The sequence below is a fragment of the Bacillus sp. 5w2 genome, from assembly GCF_054353775.1.
In genome coordinates, this window is sequence record NZ_JBTIWT010000003.1 from 49812 (window position 1) to 69505 (window position 19694).

Sequence of the window (19694 nt, forward strand, 5' to 3'; positions counted from 1 at the left end):
TATATAATAAGTTTCTGCTTTTCACTATAATTAAACATAGCATTCACACCATTTATAAAAAAAAGAACCTATGAAGGTCCTTTTTTTAATTGCGCAACGCAGCAATATTGAGTATCTTAAAGTTTATATTAATGATAAATGTTAACAGACTTATTCTTCAATAATGAATTGTGAAATTAGCATTTCTAAATTTTCGACTTTCTTTTTCATTTCATTAGATTTCGTCGTTATTTCTTGAATCAATGTGGCTTGTGCTTGAATTGATTGTACCGTTCGATTCGTTTCTTGTGCGACTTGTGTTGCAGTCTCAGAAACTATTGATAAAGAGGCATTCACTTCTTCTGTCCCAGCAGACATTTCTTCTGTGGCAGCAGACACTTCTTGAATTTGAGACGTTATTCTATTAATATCTTGCATAATAGATGAAAATGCGAGTTCTGCCTTATGTGCTGCTTCTTTACCACCACTAGCCTGTTCTTGACCTTTTTTCATTACATGAACTGTATCCTGTGTATCTTGATGTATAAAACGTATTAAATTATTTATATCATTTACAGATGTTTTAGATTTCTCAGCCAGACCTCTTACTTCAGCTGCAACTACTGCAAATCCTTTTCCATTTTCTCCGGCGCGTGCTGCCTCAATTGCAGCATTTAAGGCGAGTAAATTCGTTTGTTCCGCAATATTAGTAATAATATCTAGCGCTTCTTCAATTTGTTGTGTACGTGTAACAAGTCTATCAATGACCTTAGAAGTTTCTTCGACAACTTCATTCACACTATTCATTTGACGAATAGATTGTTTTATAACTTCACTACCAGAATTTGCTTGGTCTATTGTTGCAACAGCAACTTCAGCAACCATCGCTGAAGATTCAGCTACCGTTTGAACTCCAGTTGTAATTTCTTCCATCGAAGTTGAACTTTCTTGAATACTAGTCACTTGTCCCTTTATTTCTTTATTTATTTCAGAAGTAGTTCGAACAACCTCGTTTGATATATGTGCTGCCGTTTTTGTCTCTTGTAGCATATTTTCAGTTGAAATAATCACTTCTTTCGCTGTGACCTTCACCTGACCGACTAATTGTTGCAAGTTATCTAACATACTATTAAAGGATTGTACAATATGGCCTAATTCGTTCTCGGATTTATAAGAAGTTCGAATTGTTAAATCTCCAGCAGATACTCGTTCCATATCTTTTTGTAATAATACAATAGGTTTTTTTATAGCATTTTTTATTATAAAACCAATAAAAATGATTATTATGATTCCAACAAATGAAATAATTATAAATATTATTTTTGTATTTTTCACACTATTAACATTCTCTTTTTGTAGTTGTTCAGCCGCGGTATTATTATATAAAATAAGTTCACGAATAGACTGAATTGTTTTTCCCATATTAGGCTCAATTTCTTTTAAATAATAGCTATACGCTTCTTCATTATTAGTCAGTCCCAAGTCCTGTGCTTTCTTCATTTGTATTCTTAAATCTTTGAATTGACTTTGGAATGCATTATACAAGTCCTTTTCTTTATGAGAACTAATTCTAGTTTCAAATTGTTTTAATAAATCATCATTTTCTTTCCTAGTTTTATCCATTTCTGTTATTAGTTCTTTCATTCTTTTTTCATCTTTCGATATCATAATCTCCATAAAATTCATATTAACATGGTAAAAATTTGATTCTACAGTTCCTATCCATTCAATTGGTAATAGCCTTTCATCATACATACTAGAAGATGTATTTTCACCTTTTTGAAGCCCTAAAAACCCCAGTGAAGATAACATGATACAAGCAAAACTCGATATAATGACTAACACATTTAATTTCGTTCCTATTTTACTATTTTTAATAAAAGACAACAAATCCACCTCATCTGTATATTATATTTATGTGTTTTATATTACAATAATAATCGACATTTATCGACATTTATCGACATTTTTTTCGTATCGATCTTATAACTGCATTAAATTATTATATAAACCTATTCAAAGAACTTTGATTCTCATAATATCAAATACTAAAAAGTCTTATGGGAATTCCACAAGACTTTTAATAGCGTTACATTGTTTCTATGAAATTATGGTGAAAATTAAAGCGACTTATTAGTTCTTATAACTTCTTGATAGAGAATCGGTGACCATTTATCACTAATATAATCTTGGATAATCCAACCAACTCTTTTTGAATCCTCTTGTTTAATATATGCCGCAATTTCAGGATTTATATAAGAGGCATAGTAATATGGACTATTCCATGCTGTACCACCAGAAGACAAGCTTGTAAAATTAATATATAGATGATTTAAATCCTCACTATTGTTCATCGTTTCATTTATCGTATCTTTAATAGATTTTACTTTCTCATCATAACTCACTTTATATTTATCTTGTACTGTTACATTTACATTTTGATTTACAGTTGTAGTAAACGTCTCATTATCTGGCCAATAAAAATTATTATATCCTCCAGATTCATTACTACCACTATATCTTTTTAGTAGTACAATTTTCCCACGAGCATCTCCCAATTTTATATTTCCGTCTGTTTTTAAAAAGATAGGATCAACAAAATATTTTTTTTCAAACGTACTACTAAATGAACCTTCTGCCCCTTTCATATCCTCATACTCTTTTTTTAAAGACATAATAATCGTTTCACTTGGGTTATCTTTTAGAAATTGTTTCGCTTCGTTTATGAATTCATGCATTGTTACATAAAGGTATAATGGCCCATGATGAAGTACTACCGTATTATCGTCTGTTAAACGTCCTCTTATATCAAAAATTCTAGCTCCATGATCCATTTGGTAACGAAAATCATATTCTTGCGTCATTCCCCATACTTGCTTAATCGGATTTTGCAACTTGAACGTTCCACTATCATGTGTTCCTGGAATTGAAATTCGTGCTAACGGGATATTATCAGGTATAGGTTGCATCCATTTTGACCAATTTTCAAGCTCATTAACAGAGATAGCCGCAACTACTTGCTTATCATGTAACGCAAATACAAATGTGATAAATATCGTACTACATATGAATAATTTCAAAATAAATTTCTTACTGCTCATTATTCTTCCTCCTTTTTCCCTTTTATATCAAACTTATTGAATATAATATAATCTGGTAAGTAAAAAATAAATAACATTTTATAAGTATGAAATATTGCATAGAAGTAAAGTTAAAAAGTCATTCACATATCCTGAGTTAGAAAAATTTAAAGGAACTTCATCTGAAGTTCCTTTCGTTTAATTTATGTTCAATACATATGAACCATCTTTATTCTCATACTTATAGACGTATAAATAATATTTACCTGGCTTTGCATTATAAGTTCCTTTAACTACATTTCCTTCATTTTCACCATATGCTACATAGTTATTTAAATCTGATTCATGATGAAGTACCCATGTCATTCCGATATTTTGTTCATTTAGTAGAGAAATATTAATATTTTCCGGTAAGTCAATTTGGAAAGTAAATACATCTACATTATCCCTATTATGTAGCGTTCCTTTCACCGGTGTATGAATGTTAACTTTATTTGCCTGTCTAGGCTCATTATTTGGTTCATTTTCTGTTACTTGTAACTCATTCCCACCGTTTGGTTTTCTTTGTCCATACCCTAAGTTTACTAGTATAGACTTCAAATCTGGTAAAACACCAATTTTATCTAAATATGGATCTTTAGATTTTGTTCCTGTGTTGTGGTTGCTTAATATTGCTCTTAGTTCACTTGGTCTATATGGTTGTCCTAAATTTTCTTTAGCAATGCTTTGTACTAAAGTCGCTGCTCCGGCAATAATAGGCGAAGCACTCGATGTGCCACTAAAGCTAGATGTATAAAGATTTACAGCACTTCGACTTTGCTCAGCTGTAGTTGTATCTACGTTTTCTCCCCAGCCATACACATCAATACGGCTTCCATAATTCGAAAACCACATGCGCTCGTGAGGGAAAGATGAAGAGCCCGCTCCTACCATAATTGCACCTGAATCTTTAAAATCTTTACTATTGCGATTTAAAATTTGTTTACCATTTCTATCTTTAAATTGATCTAAATCATTCCAACCATTTGCTCCAGCCTCTATAATGACAACACCTTTATCTGTACCAGCACGAATTGCATCAAAGATATCTGGTTGTACTTCAACAGGTAAATATTTATCACCATATCCATCAAAGGAAGCTTGTGCCTCTAATAATAAAACATCCCCAGCTTCTAAATGATTTACAGCACTTAATATTGCATCAGCTGTATTATACTGTCCGTTATCTCTTATTTGAGAAATCACCTTTGCTTTCGCTTTTGGCGCAATCCCAATATTCCCAACTTCGTTGTCCTCAGAGGATACAATTCCTAGTACAGACGTCCCATGGCCGACATGTTGATCTATATTTATTCCAGACATTAATTCAATATTTTGATGTACTAAATCCTCATGATTTAATAACCAACCATATTCCATATCAACAAAAGTTATACCATTTCCATTTCCACCTTGAACTCCCCAGGCGAAAGACGCATTAATACCGTATGGGGCTGCTTCAAGATATCCTTGTTTTTTAAATCTAGGATTATTATTAGGATTAAGAGATACATTTGATGGTTGTACTTCTGGTGGCGTTATTTTTTCTTGTTTCTTCATATACACATCTTCTATTAAAGAAGATGCCTTTAGCTTATCTACTAGTTCTTCTTCATGCCCACTATTTTGATTTCGAAGAATATAGTAGTTTAATAAACTTGTAGATACATTATTAGGTGCTTTCACTTCAAGGTCTTGTATTTCTTCTGGACTTACAGATGTAAATAAACGAGTAAATGTTGCATCTGGATATTCTACCAAAAGATCTTCTAGTACTTTGTCACTTGCTTGATCTTGTATCTGTTTTTCAATACCATCTTCATATGGCAATTTCAAATCTGCTCTAAATTTTACAATGATTTGCTTACCTGCTTCTTGCTCTATTCCTAATTTACCCTGCTGTTCTATAGAATCAGCATTTACAATATTGACAATACCTCCTATTCCTAAACATATTGAAATGATTACAACTGAAACAGATATTCTTTTAAATATATTCATTACATCACTCCTCCAATTGACAAACTATTAAATCATTATATTAATCTATAATGATTTAATTTCTATAACATATAAAGTTATCCTTCTACTAAATAGATTATAGTAATCAGCAATATGAACTTCAATGTATTTTCATATGCAATATTTCATATTCGGACTCTGAACTAACTAAATAAGAAACTTATAATGATTATTTATTTTATACGTGCTAATATACTTATATTAAAATATTATACATATAAATTCTGAACTACATTACTTAACTGTTTCACCTTATTTTTCCTAGGAGGATTTACAATGAAATTATTAAAAATAAAACATATAATCCCTTTATCTGCAGCTGCAATTACATTCGTATGTAATCAAAGTACAGCTGAAGCTTCTACCATTCACACAGTAAAAAAGAATGATACACTTTGGGGCATTAGTAAACAATACGGCGTTTCAATACAATCCATTAAACAGGCTAATAATAAAGGAAACGATCAAACTTTCATTGGCGAACAGTTAAATATTCCAGGGTCCACGAACTCAAATGAAATTACCGTTCGTCAAAACGTCAAACCTGCAAACATTTCTGGACAAATTATTTATCAAGTACAACAGGGAGATTCATTAGAAACGATAGCAAAGCGTTACAATGTTACCGTTCAATCTATAAAACAAATCAACAATACAGTCGGAAACAAACTTTATACGGGACAACATTTGAAAATTAACTCAAGCATTTCAGAAAGAGAAAAAGACTTAATGGCACGCTTAGTTACCGCTGAAGCAGGTGGCGAATCCTATAAAGGAAAAGTGGCTGTAGCAAAAGTTATACTAAATCGTGTAAACGCAAAAGGTTTTCCAAATACAATAACAGGCGTTATTTATGAACCTATTAAACACGGATATGCATTTACTCCTGTTACAGATGGAAGAATTAATCATCCTGCGAGCCCAGAAGCAAAAATGGCAGTAGAAGAGGCTATCTCCACAAATGGAATACATTCTGATTGGCTTTATTTCTATAACCCAAAAACATCAACAGACAAATGGATTACGACACGTCAAACAGTAGCAGTAATCGGTAACCATGTCTTCGCTAAATAAGATTTGAAATCATTAACAGACCTCTTCACTTTAAAGGTCTGTTTTTTATATGTAAAATTTTATTAATCATATGACATAGTGATCCTTTAAAACCATTTCTTCTTTCAAATAAAAACATTTGTATTTACTTCACCCATCGGAGAAATTAAAAAAGCATCAAGTTCAAAAACTCTCTCTTTATTAATAAAAGCTATTTCTTAACTTCATAAAATTGTTATACACTAGAAAAATAAAAAACAAACTATTCGTTAGCAGGTGAAAGAAAATGTATGATGTTACAATTATCGGTGCTGGAGTAAGTAGCATTTTTATGGCTTATTCACTAGCTAAAAGTAACAAAAAGGTTTTAATTCTTGATAAAGGTAAGGCGCTAGAAGATCGCCATTGTCCTTTAGACCAAGGAAAAGTGTGTAATTGTACTACATGCGATAAATATTTTGGGTTTGGTGGTTTAGGAAAATCTGAAGGGAAATTTAATTATACAAACGGATTTGGCGGAGAACTTGAGCAAAAAGTCGGTAAAGAAGGCTTTATACAACTTATGGCTGAAGTAGATGAAATTCTATGTCAGTTCGGAGGAAGTTCTGTTTCAAAATATTCTACGGAAAATCCAACTCTTAATAAGAGAGCTGAAGCGTGCGGTTTACAAATGCTAACAACAGAAGTAAGGCACCTTGGCACTACACTTTCAAGTGACATTTTTCAGCAGCTCTATGAATTTTTACTTACGAAAATAAATATACAATTTCATATAGATGTACAACACATTATGAAACAGAAAGATCATTTTACAATAGAGACAAATGAAGGAACAGTTCAATCTAAGCAACTAGTATTTGCAACTGGACGTTCCGGAGCGGATTGGTTAAAAGAAATGTGCACTTCTCTAAATATTTCTCAAGAACAAATTCGTGTAGATTTAGGTATTAGAGTAGAGATGAAAGAACACCAATTACGCTCTATATTAAAAGATACATTTGAGACAAAACTTTCTTATGAGCATGAAGATTTCACAGCAACTACGTACTGTATGAATCCAAAAGGACGTATTATTAGAAAGTACGAAGAAGGTTTAGTTATGCCTGACGGTCAAAATTTTCGGGAGAAAGGAACTGGCACACCTAACTTAAATTTCACTTTATTTATCCCGCGCTATTTTTCAACTCTCAAAGAAGCAAATGTATACGCAAGTTCAATTATAAAAAACATTAACCAAGGACGAGATCGGATTGTTATACAGCGCTTAGAGGACTTACTAAAAAAACAACCTACAACAGCGAACGACATGAAACATAACCGTATACAGCCTACACTAAAAGGAGATTATGGAGATTTGAATACAGAAATTCCTCCATTATATATTAAAGGACTTAAAGAATTTTTATTACGCTTAGAACAATTTATCCAAGAACCGATCGATAAAGATACTTTATTATATGGAATTGACGGAAAGTTCTATGCTCCTACGATAAAAATCAATAACCATTTTGAAACAAGTGTGCATGGACTATTTTTAGTTGGAGATTGTTCAGGCGTCACTCATTCATTATCTCAAGCCGCTGCAAGTGGGTTGTATGTTGGAAAATATTTATATGACAATTAAATTCTTTCATTAAGATAGCAATCAAATATTTTAACTTCCATAATGCTTTATTTATGTACCTTATCGTCCCCCCGCTAACGATTATCCCGCAAAGAATCGGGATTTTACGAGATACATATCTAATATAACCGTGTATGTAAAACTATTGACATTCAATTCTAACAAATTGAATGTCAACAGTTTTAAAAGCCTCTATTCATTTCCACCTTCATTTGTTCGATATTTTGTAACATCACCATAGTGTTTAATATGTTAGGATGTCTATAAGTATTTTTTACTACAACTATGACTTTTTCTGCTCTGTTCTAAAAAAACAGATTTATGCTTTAAAATTCCCTATTGTATGTATATGAATACTTTATATTATTACCTTTAGAAACCATTAGCTAAATGGTTCATTACACTCTAATAGTTATAAAAATATAATATATAACACAAGTTAAATAAATTGTATAAAGAAGGAGTAAAAATGAAAAATAAAATCAATTTACAAATGCAAAATATAAGCTTTGTTTTAATAATTGCTTTAGCAGTATGGTTAAAAACATATCTTATTACAAGGTTCAGTTTTGATTTAAAAATTGAGTCTTCTACACAAGAGCTTATTTTGTTTATTAGCCCTCTCGCTGCATCATTAGCTTTTGTCGGATTAGCATTATTTACAACCGGTGAAAAGCGAAATTATATCGCGCTATGTATTAACTTCTTATTAACAATCGTACTCGTTGGAAATGTAATGTTCTATGATTTTTATAGTGATTTTGTTACGTTACCAGTACTTGGACAAACATCAAACTTTGGTCAATTAGGCGGCAGTATTATAGAAATATTGAACTACAAAATTATTCTCGCATTCGTAGACATTATTTTCTTCTTTATTTTATTAAAGAAGAAGTCATTAGTCTTCCAAACAGGACGCGTAACTCATTCCGCACGCTTGTTATATTTTCTCTTAACGATTGGTGTATTTTTTGTAAATCTACATCTTGCAGAAAAAGAGCGACCGGAACTATTAACGAGATCATTCGACCGAGTCATGCTTGTTAAAAACTTAGGACTATACACGCATCAAGTTTATGATTTAACACTGCAAGTAAAAGCAGGGTCACAAAAGGCACTTGCTGATAGTAGTAAATTACAAGAAACTGAAAACTACGTAAAGGCAAACCAAAGTGAGCCAAACCCTAATATGTTTGGTGCAGCGAAAGGAAAAAACGTAATTGTCGTTACTCTTGAATCCCTGCAAACCTTTTTAATAGGCGCATCAGTTAACGGCCAAGAAGTTACGCCATTCTTGAATGAATTCATAAATGAAAGCTATTACTTTGATAACTTTTTCCATCAAACTGGACAAGGAAAAACATCCGATTCTGAATTTCTAATCGATACGTCGTTGTATCCATTAAATCGAGGAGCTGTATTTTTCACACACGGTAACAATGATTATACTGCGACTCCAGAAATTTTACGTCAGCAAGGTTATTTCACTTCTGTATTCCATGCGAATAACGCCACATTTTGGAATCGTAATATCATGTACTCTGCTCTCGGTTATGATCGTTACTATAATGAACTTGATTACAAAATTACGCCCGAAACAAATTTAAATTGGGGATTAAAAGATATCGAATACTTTGATCAATCAGTAGATATATTAAAAACTGTTGATCAACCATTTTACGCTCGTTTCCTTACTTTAACGAACCATTATCCATTTACGTATGATGAAGATACAAAATTCATTGAACCATATAACTCTGGTAATGGTGTATTTGATCGTTATATCGTAACAGCACGTTACTTAGACGAATCCATTAAAAAATTTATTGAGCGTTTAAAAGCCGAGGGAATGTATGATGATTCTATTATTGTGTTATACGGTGATCATTATGGCATTTCTGAAAAACATAATCGTGCAATGGCACAGTTTTTAGAAAAAGATCAAATAACCGAATTTGATACTTTAAATTTACAACGCACACCTTTATATATTCATGTCCCTGGACAAACAGAAGGTCAAACGATTTCAAAGCCTACGGGACAAATCGATATGAAACCTACTATTCTAAATTTATTAGGGATTGATACTACGAACGATATCCGTTTTGGCCATGATATGTTTTCAGATGAATATACCGGTTTTGTTGTTTTACGTGATGGTAGCTTTATTACAGACAAGTATGCCTACAAAAACAACACTTTCTATGACCGCATAACAGGTGAAATTGTAGATTTACCAAAAAAAGAAGCACAAGCACTCATTAACCGTGCACAAAATGAATTAAGAATGTCTGACAAAATTATTGAAGGCGATTTATTACGTTTCTCAGAAAGTAATAAAATTAAAACTGGCGAAGTACAAACTAAAATTAAAGAGACTAAAAAATAATCTTAATATGAAAAGGGAGCAACTCATTGCAGTTGCTCCCTTTTACTCTCTTATAACATGCGATGCAATTTCAAATAAACAATCTTATATATTTTACTTTTATTCTACACTTGTTTCTAAAGTTACATCTGTATAAGTATAATCATCACCTATATTTAAAATCACTTCACATTGACGTAATCTCAATTCAAAGAGCATGATAGAATCATGATAAACTTCAGGATTTGATTTCATTTTATGTAACATCTCCTGTTTTTCTTGTATTTCTAATTGTGTATTTTCTACAGCTTGTTTCAAGGAGTTAAATGGATTCCTAAAGAATATATGAATATCTCGCTCTTGTGTGTTTTCAAATAGCTCAAATTGCAAGAAAAATTTCTTCATAATAGAATCCGTTACCTCGGTATAATCTTCATTTTCTACATACTGTTTGTATTTGTTATATAGCATAGCTTTGTTTTTAGGAAGAACTCCAAATAATTTACCGGCACTTTTCAGTAAAAATTGTGCTGGCGTAAATCGACGTAAAATATTTACTTCATCCATTTGTATTCTAGTCGTCATTCTGTCAGTATCTCTGCGCCAGTCATCTAGCACTTTAAAATCACATTCTAACTGTACTCGATTTTCTCCAAATAAAGAATTAAGTCCTTCACTAAGTTCTTCTAAGTACGATTGACTTTGAAGGAGCTCATTATTAGAAGTTGCAATCCAATTTTGCATAGAAAGAGCAAGATTAGGTAATACAGTTTGTTCTAAATATTTATGCACTCTTTCATTCATTGCTTTATTTAGTTCCATATCCATATGACCGAAATCGCTTTCTTCACTCATTAAATCTGAACAACCCTGTAATATCTTCGGAATATTTTCAGTAAGATCATTCGCAATTTCAGTTTTCATTGTACGATATGATTGTGTAATGAAATGAATTTTTTCCCTCTCAAATGCAGTAAGGTTATTAATGCTACCGTTTAGTTTCACTAGCATATCTTCATTCCAATTCATAGTATCCACTAGATTATTTTCTTTCTCAACGCGTTTATCCAAAAGATATGTAATTGTTTTTCGAATGAAAAACAATAGCTTTTCAGTACGTTCTGCATCGATATTTTTATGTTTAAAGTTAAAGTGAACAAACTCTGTTAATTCATTCAATTGTTGACTACTTGTATATAACGAAGAGTAAGGGAAAATCCTCGCATGCGGGAAATATGTGTTTATTCTCGCTGCTGTATCATGTAATACTCTTTTCACTTCTGCTTCACTATAAATGTTATCGATTTTATTTAATAAGAAATGCACTTGTAAATTTGGTGTATGTTCTTGAATGCTTAATAGAATATCACGCTCTTTATCAGTAAAAGGTGAATCCGCATTCAATACAAATAATAATTCATCCACAGAATTCAGATATTCAAATACCTCATCCCTAGTGTCGTTATTCCTATTAAAGCCAGGTGTAACTACAAATGTAAGTTTATTTTCACTTAAAAATCTGCATGGTAATTTAAATTCAACACATGCTCTATCTCTATATGTTTGATGGTGCTGAGACATCATATTATGGTAATCAGAGATATCTTCCGTTGTTGTAATTGCAGCGTCTGTTATGGCGTTAATTTCTGTATGAGCATCATTTTTTAAAACTACTACATTTGAAATTGATTTTTCTAATATATTTTCTCCTAATATAGAGTTGATAAATGTAGTTTTTCCGTTCCCTGAAGTTCCCGTTACTAAAATACGATTTGTTCTTAAATCTGCGAGTTCGTCAACTAACCATCTAAATCGGTGACCTATTTCTATATTGTGCTTTTGTGCCCACTGTGTAATAGATTCAAAAAGATGTAAACTGTACTCTAAACCATTCACATGATTAATAGAATATGACAGCAGGTTTTCCGCATGTTTTATATTTGCTGAATCTATTTGGGAAGGAAAACTCTCATCCCATGCCAATACAGCTGCTGATGGAAATACAGCATAAGACGGATTAACTACTTTTAACCAATTTGTTAAAAGATTTGGAATGATATCGTGTAATTGTCTAAGCATATATTTCCCTTGAATTAATACAAAGTATGTTTCTTCGTAAAGAGAAGAAATTTTGTCCCATATATCGGACGAATGTATTTCAATATGTAAGAAAAATTCATTTATTGTGTTAAGCCACAATAAGTAATTTTGTTCATTTCTGTAACTGTTCCAAAGTGATGAAACCATTTGTGTAAATTGTACTTGATCTATATTATTTAATGTAACTAATGCATCATAAAAATAATCTGGTGAAATATGTTTAGTAAACCCTTTATCGATATATCCTTTTAACACCTCAAACCATGGATAAGATTCTGTTCGAATTAACTCATTCACAGCAAGCTCTACAGCACTATCAAAATCTTGTTGTTCCTCATAAAAGGAACGGGCAATTTTTGTGACATTCGGATAATCGGGATTTAAAGTAACTGCTTCTTTAATAACAGCGAAAGCTGAGTCAAAATTATTTTGCTCGATATAAAGAGAAAGTAATTGCAGTCCAATTTCAGTCATCAATATTTTATTATCAGTAGTAATGGAAGTATAAACATTTTCAGCAACTGATAATTGATTCAGTTCGAAATAAGCATCCGCAATATTTTTTTGTGCCCATGGTTCTAATTCATTACGAACCTTCTCCCATTTAAAAATAGCTGCTTCAAAATCTTGATGACGATAGTAAAATTCACCTTGTGCAAAACGAATGTAAGATCCATCCGAAATCTCATTTTTTTCTTCGTTTACATAAACTTCTCCAAGTACGTCAAGAGGTTGTTTTGTTTCATTCTCCATTAGGAATGTTTCATAATACATCTTTTTTATTAATTGTTTTTCTACTCTCATCTTTTCCCCCACTATATCTTGAAAATACATTTTTAAGATATGTCAATACTTTTTGTATGTATGCTTTTTATCTTAACAAAGAATATCTTCTGGAAAATTTCATTTTCCTTTCATTTTTCAAGTTAGATTGAATTTTTATGAGAAAAATTTCAGTTTTTTTTCAATTTCCTTTCAGTTATGAAACAGCATTAAATGTTCCTAATAACCTAATAACACTATAATCTCCTGCATTATATCATCAAGAAAAACCTATATATACCATATTATAAAAACAATTTATAACGAATATATATGCAAAATTATCTTCCCTAACAAATAAAAGAAATCTTTATCATATATTTCTCAAATTATTTTCCTTTGAAATATTTCAGTAGTTTCGTAATTAAATTCCATTAAGCTATATAAATAACTAGTCCCAAAAAAATCTATATGCATATCATGTTATAGTAAAGAATTCAGGAAATCCTAAGAAGGAGGCATTTTCATGTTTGAAGATAAATCTAAAATAAATTACCCATATGAATTTACTGAAACTACAACAGTTCCTCTAAAGAACCCCATCAATAAAACATACAAAAACGGCTCAGGCACACATAACTTCCCCATTAAGAAGCACTATAAAGAACAGGTGCTATATACTGAAAAAATTAATAATAATAAAAATAAATAATCATATTGATCCTTATAACAATTAGCCAAATAAGAATCAATATTTGGCCATGCATAGTTATGTGTTTCATAATGTAGAAATCTTTATTATACAATTTACGTACCTTTAAAAAGTGCTGATATACGGCGCTTTTTTATACATAGATAATGGAAGAACAAAAAAGGTATGGATATTTTCCATACCTTTTTGTTCTTTACTATTTATAAATAAAGTACTTCCATGTTTATTTTACTTAATGGTACTTTAATAGGCCTTCTAGAAGTTATTGGATTGAATTTATATCCCTTCCAATCCCTACTTTTTATAGGCCGTTATTGCTCTATTATATATTTTTTTAAATTTACCAAACGCAGTTTCAAAGCAACTTAGTTTTCATAAAATATTTTTTGTTTCCGTTGGAACGGATAGACTTTAATCTCATCTGCATCTAAATTTTCATGAAATAAATGAATGGCTATAATTTGTCTACAATCGTAAGTATGATAATAATATGTTCCGGACTCCATACACATTACGCTTGTATAAATGGTATTATCTAATGCACCTTCTTCTGTTATTACTCCGCCTTTAGGAACCTCGCAATTTGATAAGATATGAAATAGGGCCGATACTCCCTCTTCTTCACTATCTATACCTTGAATGTTTTGTTTACCATATGCTGCTCGCACAAACCTTGATGGCGGAGTGAAGTCCCCTGGAAGTCCCATTGAACCTGAGCCCTGACCAAAAGCACTTAATGGTACATTACTCCACTCAGTTGGTGCGAATGGCTGCGATTTAAGGCCTATATATTGCCTTAAATTTTGCAAATGCCAATTAAACTCCGGACTATTCGTCATCACTCCTAGTGGGTTATCATACATTTTTAATCCTTCATTTGTCGGCTCCAGTACAATACAATCTCCCCATTTATCCGCTAAAATCCAATGTAGTGGTGGCGTAAGTCCTAAATCCGGTAATGGTATATCCAAAAAGGTAAGGCTATCTACAGATTTCTTTAACTCTTTGACAGAATTGAATTGCGTGAGACTCCAAGTCACAAAATCAAATGGAGCCAAATTCGTTTTGTTGTCATCTATGCTTTGACTATAAGCAGCGAATCCTGGAAAATAGAGTGTTGCACATGTCATACCAGCTTCATTTACTCCGTCCGCCATAATGACCCTTCCGTGATGATTAATCCCCATTCCGACCGTAGCATGTTTCGTATTAATAATTTCACCAGTTATATTATTCCACTGGTAATGTCGAGGAATGATTATTACTTCTTGATTCATATCTAATGTGAAGTCCATCGTTCTTGCAAAAAGATGCTGACCGTTTTTTGTCTGTAATGTCAAACTAGTACACATAAAGAACACCCCGTTTTATGGTTTTATCTACACTTTACATAATTCCGATAAATCTGTAAATTAAAAACCTCTTTCCTTACAAAAAATTGGTAAAGCACATATACATTACAAATAGGTTGAGGTTATCTCTAGTTGATAAATGAATTATATTAAAAAGGAGCGACTTGTTATAATCTGTACCCTCTCTACTACACTGATATTTCCAAAACAACTTTTGCACCGCGCAGCTTTTCCGAATTACTTAAGTAAAGGTTTCCACCGTGCTGCTTTGCAAAGTTTTTAGCAATGTATAAACCCATTCCATGATGATTTTTAGAGTTTCTACTTTTATCTCCTCTATAAAACTGCTCTGTAGCTGAATTTATTTCCTCTTCTGTAAATCCTCTTCCCGAGTCCTCTACAATAAATTGCAGTTTTTCACTAATCATTTCCACTGAAAACATCAAGTCACCATTTGTTGGAGAATATTCAATTGCATTCATCATTATATTCATAATAGCCCTTTTCAAAGCAGTCTCATCAACATGAATCAAATTTGGTATATCCTGAACATTTTTAATTAGATTTAACTGTTTGTCCAAAACACAAATTGCACTTTCTTCTATAATATTACTAATAAATTTATGTAGATCTATTTGCTTAAATTGAAGTGAAGTGCCTTCTTCACATTTCGTAATGTCGAGTAAAGTTTTCATATACAGTTCCATCTCATCAACACTTTTCAAAATATGCTCATTACATTTCTTCTGATTTGAATCTAGCGTTGATTCATTTAGTAGCTCGGCATTCCCTCTCAGTATCGTTAATGGTGTCTTAATATCATGTGCCAAAGCAGCAATTTGCTCTCTTCTATTCGTTTCCATATCCCACTGTGTACGTAAGGAACTATTCAATTCATCTTTCATTTTTACTAAAGAATTTAATACTTCATTCACTTCTATTATTTTAGATTGTTCTACTCGAAAATCTAAATCTTCCTTTTGAATTTTATCCGTTACATTTCTCAAAATCAGCATTTCCTTTGACAATGATTTACCAAAATAGCGAGATAGAAATATCACTTCAGCAACAAATAATAGAATAAAAAGGACAATTTCACAAACTTCCGGACTCGGTAAATACTTCTGCAAAAAAGGGTTTTTAAAATTTGCATGTAAAGTATATAGAATGACACAAACATCTTTATCGCGTTCTATAATTGCATAGTAGTACTTACTATCGCCTTTTTCATCATTCTGCATGTTATTCCATATTTGCTCCGCATAATCTTTATTTATACTCCCTTGAATAGCGTTTCCTGAAAAATCATACACTGCATATTTATATTGTTTTAAAATTTGATCATCGTCCTGTTCAGCTTTAACTATGGCGTCTCTTTGCGACTCAATCTGTTTCTCATAATAATTTGCTGGAAGGATTATCTCTGTGTTAACTCCAATTTGGAATAGAATCATAAAAAAAGTAACTAATGCAATCGTCCCTATTGAAAATGCAAAGATATACCGGATTAATATTTTGCTAAGGTTGACTTGTTTTTTTACTTTCTCCATTTATAACCAATTCCCCATACTGTTTCTATTGGATTCATGTCATGCTTACATAATTTTTGACGAATATTTTTAATATGTTCTACAATTACTTGGTTATCACTTTCTCCCTCATATCCGAAAACATTTTCGTAAATCTTTTCTCTTGAAAATACTTGCCCATGATTCAAAGCTAAATATTCACAAATTCCGTACTCACTTTTCGTAAATGCGATAGATGTATCTTCATGCCATATTTCTTTACATGATAGATGAAATGTAAGACCTGATAGAAAAAATGCATTTTGCTTTTCTCTATGCTCACGCCTTACATGTGCAGACACCCTCGCACGCAGTTCTCCAATTCCAAAAGGTTTTGTAATATAGTCATCTCCGCCAAGGCTAAGCCCTGTAATCAGATCCTTCTCCATTGTTTTGGCAGTTAGAAACACAATTGGACTATCGACCAAATCTCGTATTTCCTTACACAGTGCAAATCCATCTATTTCTGGCATCATGACATCTAATAGAATTAAATCATAATGACAAAATTTATCCTTTGATATTGTAAGAGGATTACTAACGGCCGTTACCTCATGACCTTCTTTCTCTAAAGCACTTTTAATAATATAAAGGATACCGTCCTCATCATCAATTGCTAATATTCTTGCCATATAGAATCTCCCCCTCGTTTCCATTATAATACAAATGCATTTACATTTCTTTGCGTCCTTCATAAAAGGAAAACCACATAAGGGAAATAACAAATGCAATGATCGTGAAACAAACGCAAATCACCGCTCCCATTTTTGCCTCTACTTGTAAGACATGAATAGAATCGGGACTCAATTTGTGTTCCAAAAAATAATTGCATAATCTCACACTCCACGCACATGGCGTGTATTTCCAAATCACATCTCCCATCCCTGTAAGCATTAAAGCTGCCAGCAAGATTTCTATAATTCCAATCCCAATGGAAGTACCTTTACTAAAACGAAAATTTAAGAACAGATGCCATATATACATAAAGATTTGACAACCAAAAAGAATGAAGGAAATTTCAACATACAAAGCAAATGGAAAGTCATTTTGTCCTAACAGAAAATGACACCCTACCGCAAACCCAACGACTGCCAACATAGTTGAACAAAACCCACATATTAAAAGTAAACATACTTTACTAATAAATGCTTTACGCCTTCCGTATTCCGTTGATAAAAGTTCTTTAAAATTCGCTGCCACAGCCTCTTGTTCCACAACAGAAGAACACACAATGCTAATTAGCAACGGAAAAGATATCGATAATACTTGAATATATCCTGAAACCTTGTTTATAGAATCAACTTTTGAAATGGAAGAATAACTTAAAAAAAGAGCAATACCGATGATTGGCATCGCTATATGTATCCAGAAAAAAAACGTATGTTTCATTTTTATAAAATCGGCTCTTAATATTCTCGACCAGACTGTCATTTTATTTTGCCTCCTGCTTTTCAAACCATTTTGCCGTCATATAAGTGAACAAAATGAACAACACGACAGAAATTGCCACGCCTGGCAGAATTGCATCGTAGGAAAGGAGTTCTGGTTTGAACGTTACACTTCCGGTTTCTGCATATAAACCATTTGGTAGTATTTTTAAAATAGGAACCATAAGTCTACTTGGATATGTGTATGGACTAATCATCCAAATATTTTCTGTTGCTAATACAACCCCAAAAAGTCCATTTGCCCCTATATTCAATAAAAGTGTCGGAAATAGACCTAATTTATTACCTAAAAACAAACATATCGGAATTTGCCACATAAAAGTAACGATTAAAAGAACACTTCCTACTAGCGCATTTACTGTAGGAATGATTCGGAAATTCTCCTTATTTAATAGTAAACTAGATAACTGGATTCCACAGAAAAAAAGTATGCATGAAAAGCTCAAAATCCCTAAAATTAGTAATACTTTAGAAATCCATACTCGTTTTAATGAAACTGGTAACGATAAGATAGAACGATTATTCATTTTATTATCTTTCTCCGCAAGAAGTACACAACTTAAAGAAATCATTCCTGGAAGCATCGTAATGTACCACCAGTTGTAACTAGATAATTGAAAATAATCCGCCGATAATAAAAAAGCAATTAGTATTGTAGCAAATGGAACTAGCCATATAAGTTTGTTCAAAAAAGTATGTTTAATTTTAATTTTTTCAGATGCAATATATAGATTCATTTCTTATGCCTCCCTTCTGTACTTTCCAGCCACTTGTACAAATAAATCTTCTAGGTCATCATCCTTATTCAGTTTCCCCTGATACCCCAATACACCGCCTGAGATAATCCCAACATGATCTGCAATTTGACTTACTTCGCTTAAAATATGACTGGATAAAATGACAGTAATTCCTTTTGCGGGAAAGGAAAGGATTAGTTTTCTTAATTCCTGAATCCCAAAAGGATCTAGTCCATTCATCGGTTCATCTAATATTAAAAACTTCGGATGATTCAGCAATGCAATTGCAATTCCCAATCTTTGCTTCATCCCCATAGAAAATTCCCTCGCTTTTTTCCTATCTGTATTCTCTAGCTCCACAACATGCAATACTTCATCAATCCTTGATTTAGGCAAACCTAAAACAGTCGTACGAACCTGCAGATTTTCTCTTGCTGTTAAATTTTCATAAAGTGGCGGAGACTCAATTAAAGCACCAATAGAATGTAAATCTTGCCGCGTCCATTTATGACCATCAAAATAAATCTCACCAGAAGTAGGTATAAGCATACCTGTTATCATTTTTAAAGTTGTCGATTTCCCTGCCCCATTAGGACCTAACAATCCATAAATTGCATATTTCGGTACAGAAAGCGAAATATTTTGTACTACACTTTGCTTTCTAAATGTTTTACAAAGATTTTTTGTTTCTAACATAATCTCATTCATCCTAAACTTCCTCCTCGTATATTGTAATTCTAGAGTAAACGACAATTATAAGGATTCTATAAGGAAAAGAAAAAACATAGAGAGAAAAAGAAGTTTTCACATGCAACCTGCATAAAACTATGAATTCATATGATTTTTCTAT

At 32.1% G+C, this 19694-nt stretch carries 14 protein-coding genes; 4 read left to right on the forward strand and 10 right to left on the reverse strand.

The window, feature by feature from the left end; translation table 11 throughout:
• Positions 1-150: 150 nt before the first annotated feature.
• From ACXY7N_RS07670 to ACXY7N_RS07680, 3 genes are all read right to left on the reverse strand, one after another.
• The gene (locus ACXY7N_RS07670; protein WP_016135215.1) at positions 151-1866 is read right to left on the reverse strand and encodes a methyl-accepting chemotaxis protein; all 1716 of its coding nucleotides are present in this window, start codon (positions 1864-1866) and stop codon (positions 151-153) included.
• Positions 1867-2099: 233 nt separating this feature from the next.
• A complete protein-coding gene (locus tag ACXY7N_RS07675; protein ID WP_016135216.1) occupies positions 2100-3080 on the reverse strand; it encodes a phosphatidylinositol-specific phospholipase C in 981 nt (326 codons plus the stop codon).
• Positions 3081-3257: 177 nt separating this feature from the next.
• A complete protein-coding gene (locus ACXY7N_RS07680) occupies positions 3258-5099 on the reverse strand; it encodes a S8 family peptidase (RefSeq protein ID WP_016135217.1) in 1842 nt (613 codons plus the stop codon).
• Between the two features lie 297 nt (positions 5100-5396).
• Here ACXY7N_RS07680 and ACXY7N_RS07685 point away from each other — a divergent pair, with 297 nt between their 5' ends.
• The 3 genes from ACXY7N_RS07685 to ACXY7N_RS07695 all read left to right on the forward strand — a co-directional run bounded on the left by ACXY7N_RS07685 (position 5397) and on the right by ACXY7N_RS07695 (position 10186).
• Positions 5397-6194 (forward strand): cell wall hydrolase, encoded by a 798-nt coding sequence (locus ACXY7N_RS07685; protein WP_016135218.1) that lies wholly within the window; start codon positions 5397-5399, stop codon positions 6192-6194.
• Positions 6195-6459: 265 nt separating this feature from the next.
• Entirely contained in the window at positions 6460-7797 is a 1338-nt protein-coding gene (locus ACXY7N_RS07690) for an NAD(P)/FAD-dependent oxidoreductase (protein ID WP_016135219.1), read from the forward strand.
• A gap of 469 nt (positions 7798-8266) precedes the next feature.
• Positions 8267-10186: an LTA synthase family protein gene (locus tag ACXY7N_RS07695; RefSeq protein ID WP_016135220.1), complete on the forward strand. Its 1920-nt coding sequence runs from the start codon at positions 8267-8269 to the stop codon at positions 10184-10186.
• Between the two features lie 99 nt (positions 10187-10285).
• On the opposite strand, the gene ACXY7N_RS07700 is transcribed toward ACXY7N_RS07695, so the two are convergent.
• Positions 10286-13099: a dynamin family protein gene (locus ACXY7N_RS07700; protein WP_116349041.1), complete on the reverse strand. Its 2814-nt coding sequence runs from the start codon at positions 13097-13099 to the stop codon at positions 10286-10288.
• A 454-nt stretch (positions 13100-13553) separates the two neighbouring features.
• On the opposite strand from ACXY7N_RS07700, the gene ACXY7N_RS07705 reads away from it, so the two are divergent.
• On the forward strand, positions 13554-13739 hold the full coding sequence (locus ACXY7N_RS07705) for a hypothetical protein (protein WP_016086655.1): 186 nt from the start codon (positions 13554-13556) through the stop codon (positions 13737-13739).
• A 365-nt stretch (positions 13740-14104) separates the two neighbouring features.
• Here ACXY7N_RS07705 and ACXY7N_RS07710 read toward each other — a convergent pair whose 3' ends face one another.
• The 6 genes from ACXY7N_RS07710 to ACXY7N_RS07735 form a co-directional block, all read right to left on the reverse strand.
• Positions 14105-15091: a choloylglycine hydrolase family protein gene (locus ACXY7N_RS07710; RefSeq protein ID WP_016135222.1), complete on the reverse strand. Its 987-nt coding sequence runs from the start codon at positions 15089-15091 to the stop codon at positions 14105-14107.
• Positions 15092-15279: 188 nt separating this feature from the next.
• The gene (locus tag ACXY7N_RS07715; protein ID WP_016135223.1) at positions 15280-16641 is read right to left on the reverse strand and encodes a sensor histidine kinase; all 1362 of its coding nucleotides are present in this window, start codon (positions 16639-16641) and stop codon (positions 15280-15282) included.
• Positions 16629-17291, reverse strand: coding sequence for a response regulator transcription factor (locus ACXY7N_RS07720; protein ID WP_016135224.1), 663 nt, complete (start codon positions 17289-17291; stop codon positions 16629-16631). The genes ACXY7N_RS07715 and ACXY7N_RS07720 overlap by 13 nt, the downstream gene beginning before the upstream one ends.
• 40 nt (positions 17292-17331) lie before the next feature.
• Positions 17332-18090, reverse strand: coding sequence for a lantibiotic immunity ABC transporter MutG family permease subunit (locus tag ACXY7N_RS07725; protein ID WP_016135225.1), 759 nt, complete (start codon positions 18088-18090; stop codon positions 17332-17334).
• A 1-nt stretch (position 18091) separates the two neighbouring features.
• The gene (locus ACXY7N_RS07730; RefSeq protein ID WP_016135226.1) at positions 18092-18844 is read right to left on the reverse strand and encodes a lantibiotic immunity ABC transporter MutE/EpiE family permease subunit; all 753 of its coding nucleotides are present in this window, start codon (positions 18842-18844) and stop codon (positions 18092-18094) included.
• A 3-nt stretch (positions 18845-18847) separates the two neighbouring features.
• A complete protein-coding gene (locus tag ACXY7N_RS07735; RefSeq protein WP_016135227.1) occupies positions 18848-19552 on the reverse strand; it encodes a lantibiotic protection ABC transporter ATP-binding protein in 705 nt (234 codons plus the stop codon).
• Positions 19553-19694 lie beyond the last annotated feature (142 nt).

Bases quoted from the DNA above. Each gene is read 5' to 3' on its own strand.
- ACXY7N_RS07675 (WP_016135216.1), bottom strand. From the start codon at position 3,080: ATGAGCAGTAAGAAATTTATTTTGAAATTATTCATATGTAGTACGATA.
- ACXY7N_RS07680 (WP_016135217.1), bottom strand. From the start codon at position 5,099: ATGAATATATTTAAAAGAATATCTGTTTCAGTTGTAATCATTTCAATA.
- ACXY7N_RS07685 (WP_016135218.1), top strand. From the start codon at position 5,397: ATGAAATTATTAAAAATAAAACATATAATCCCTTTATCTGCAGCTGCA.
- ACXY7N_RS07690 (WP_016135219.1), top strand. From the start codon at position 6,460: ATGTATGATGTTACAATTATCGGTGCTGGAGTAAGTAGCATTTTTATG.
- ACXY7N_RS07695 (WP_016135220.1), top strand. From the start codon at position 8,267: ATGAAAAATAAAATCAATTTACAAATGCAAAATATAAGCTTTGTTTTA.
- ACXY7N_RS07700 (WP_116349041.1), bottom strand. From the start codon at position 13,099: ATGTATTTTCAAGATATAGTGGGGGAAAAGATGAGAGTAGAAAAACAA.
- ACXY7N_RS07705 (WP_016086655.1), top strand. From the start codon at position 13,554: ATGTTTGAAGATAAATCTAAAATAAATTACCCATATGAATTTACTGAA.
- ACXY7N_RS07710 (WP_016135222.1), bottom strand. From the start codon at position 15,091: ATGTGTACTAGTTTGACATTACAGACAAAAAACGGTCAGCATCTTTTT.
- ACXY7N_RS07715 (WP_016135223.1), bottom strand. From the start codon at position 16,641: ATGGAGAAAGTAAAAAAACAAGTCAACCTTAGCAAAATATTAATCCGG.
- ACXY7N_RS07720 (WP_016135224.1), bottom strand. From the start codon at position 17,291: ATGGCAAGAATATTAGCAATTGATGATGAGGACGGTATCCTTTATATT.
- ACXY7N_RS07725 (WP_016135225.1), bottom strand. From the start codon at position 18,090: ATGACAGTCTGGTCGAGAATATTAAGAGCCGATTTTATAAAAATGAAA.
- ACXY7N_RS07730 (WP_016135226.1), bottom strand. From the start codon at position 18,844: ATGAATCTATATATTGCATCTGAAAAAATTAAAATTAAACATACTTTT.
- ACXY7N_RS07735 (WP_016135227.1), bottom strand. From the start codon at position 19,552: ATGAATGAGATTATGTTAGAAACAAAAAATCTTTGTAAAACATTTAGA.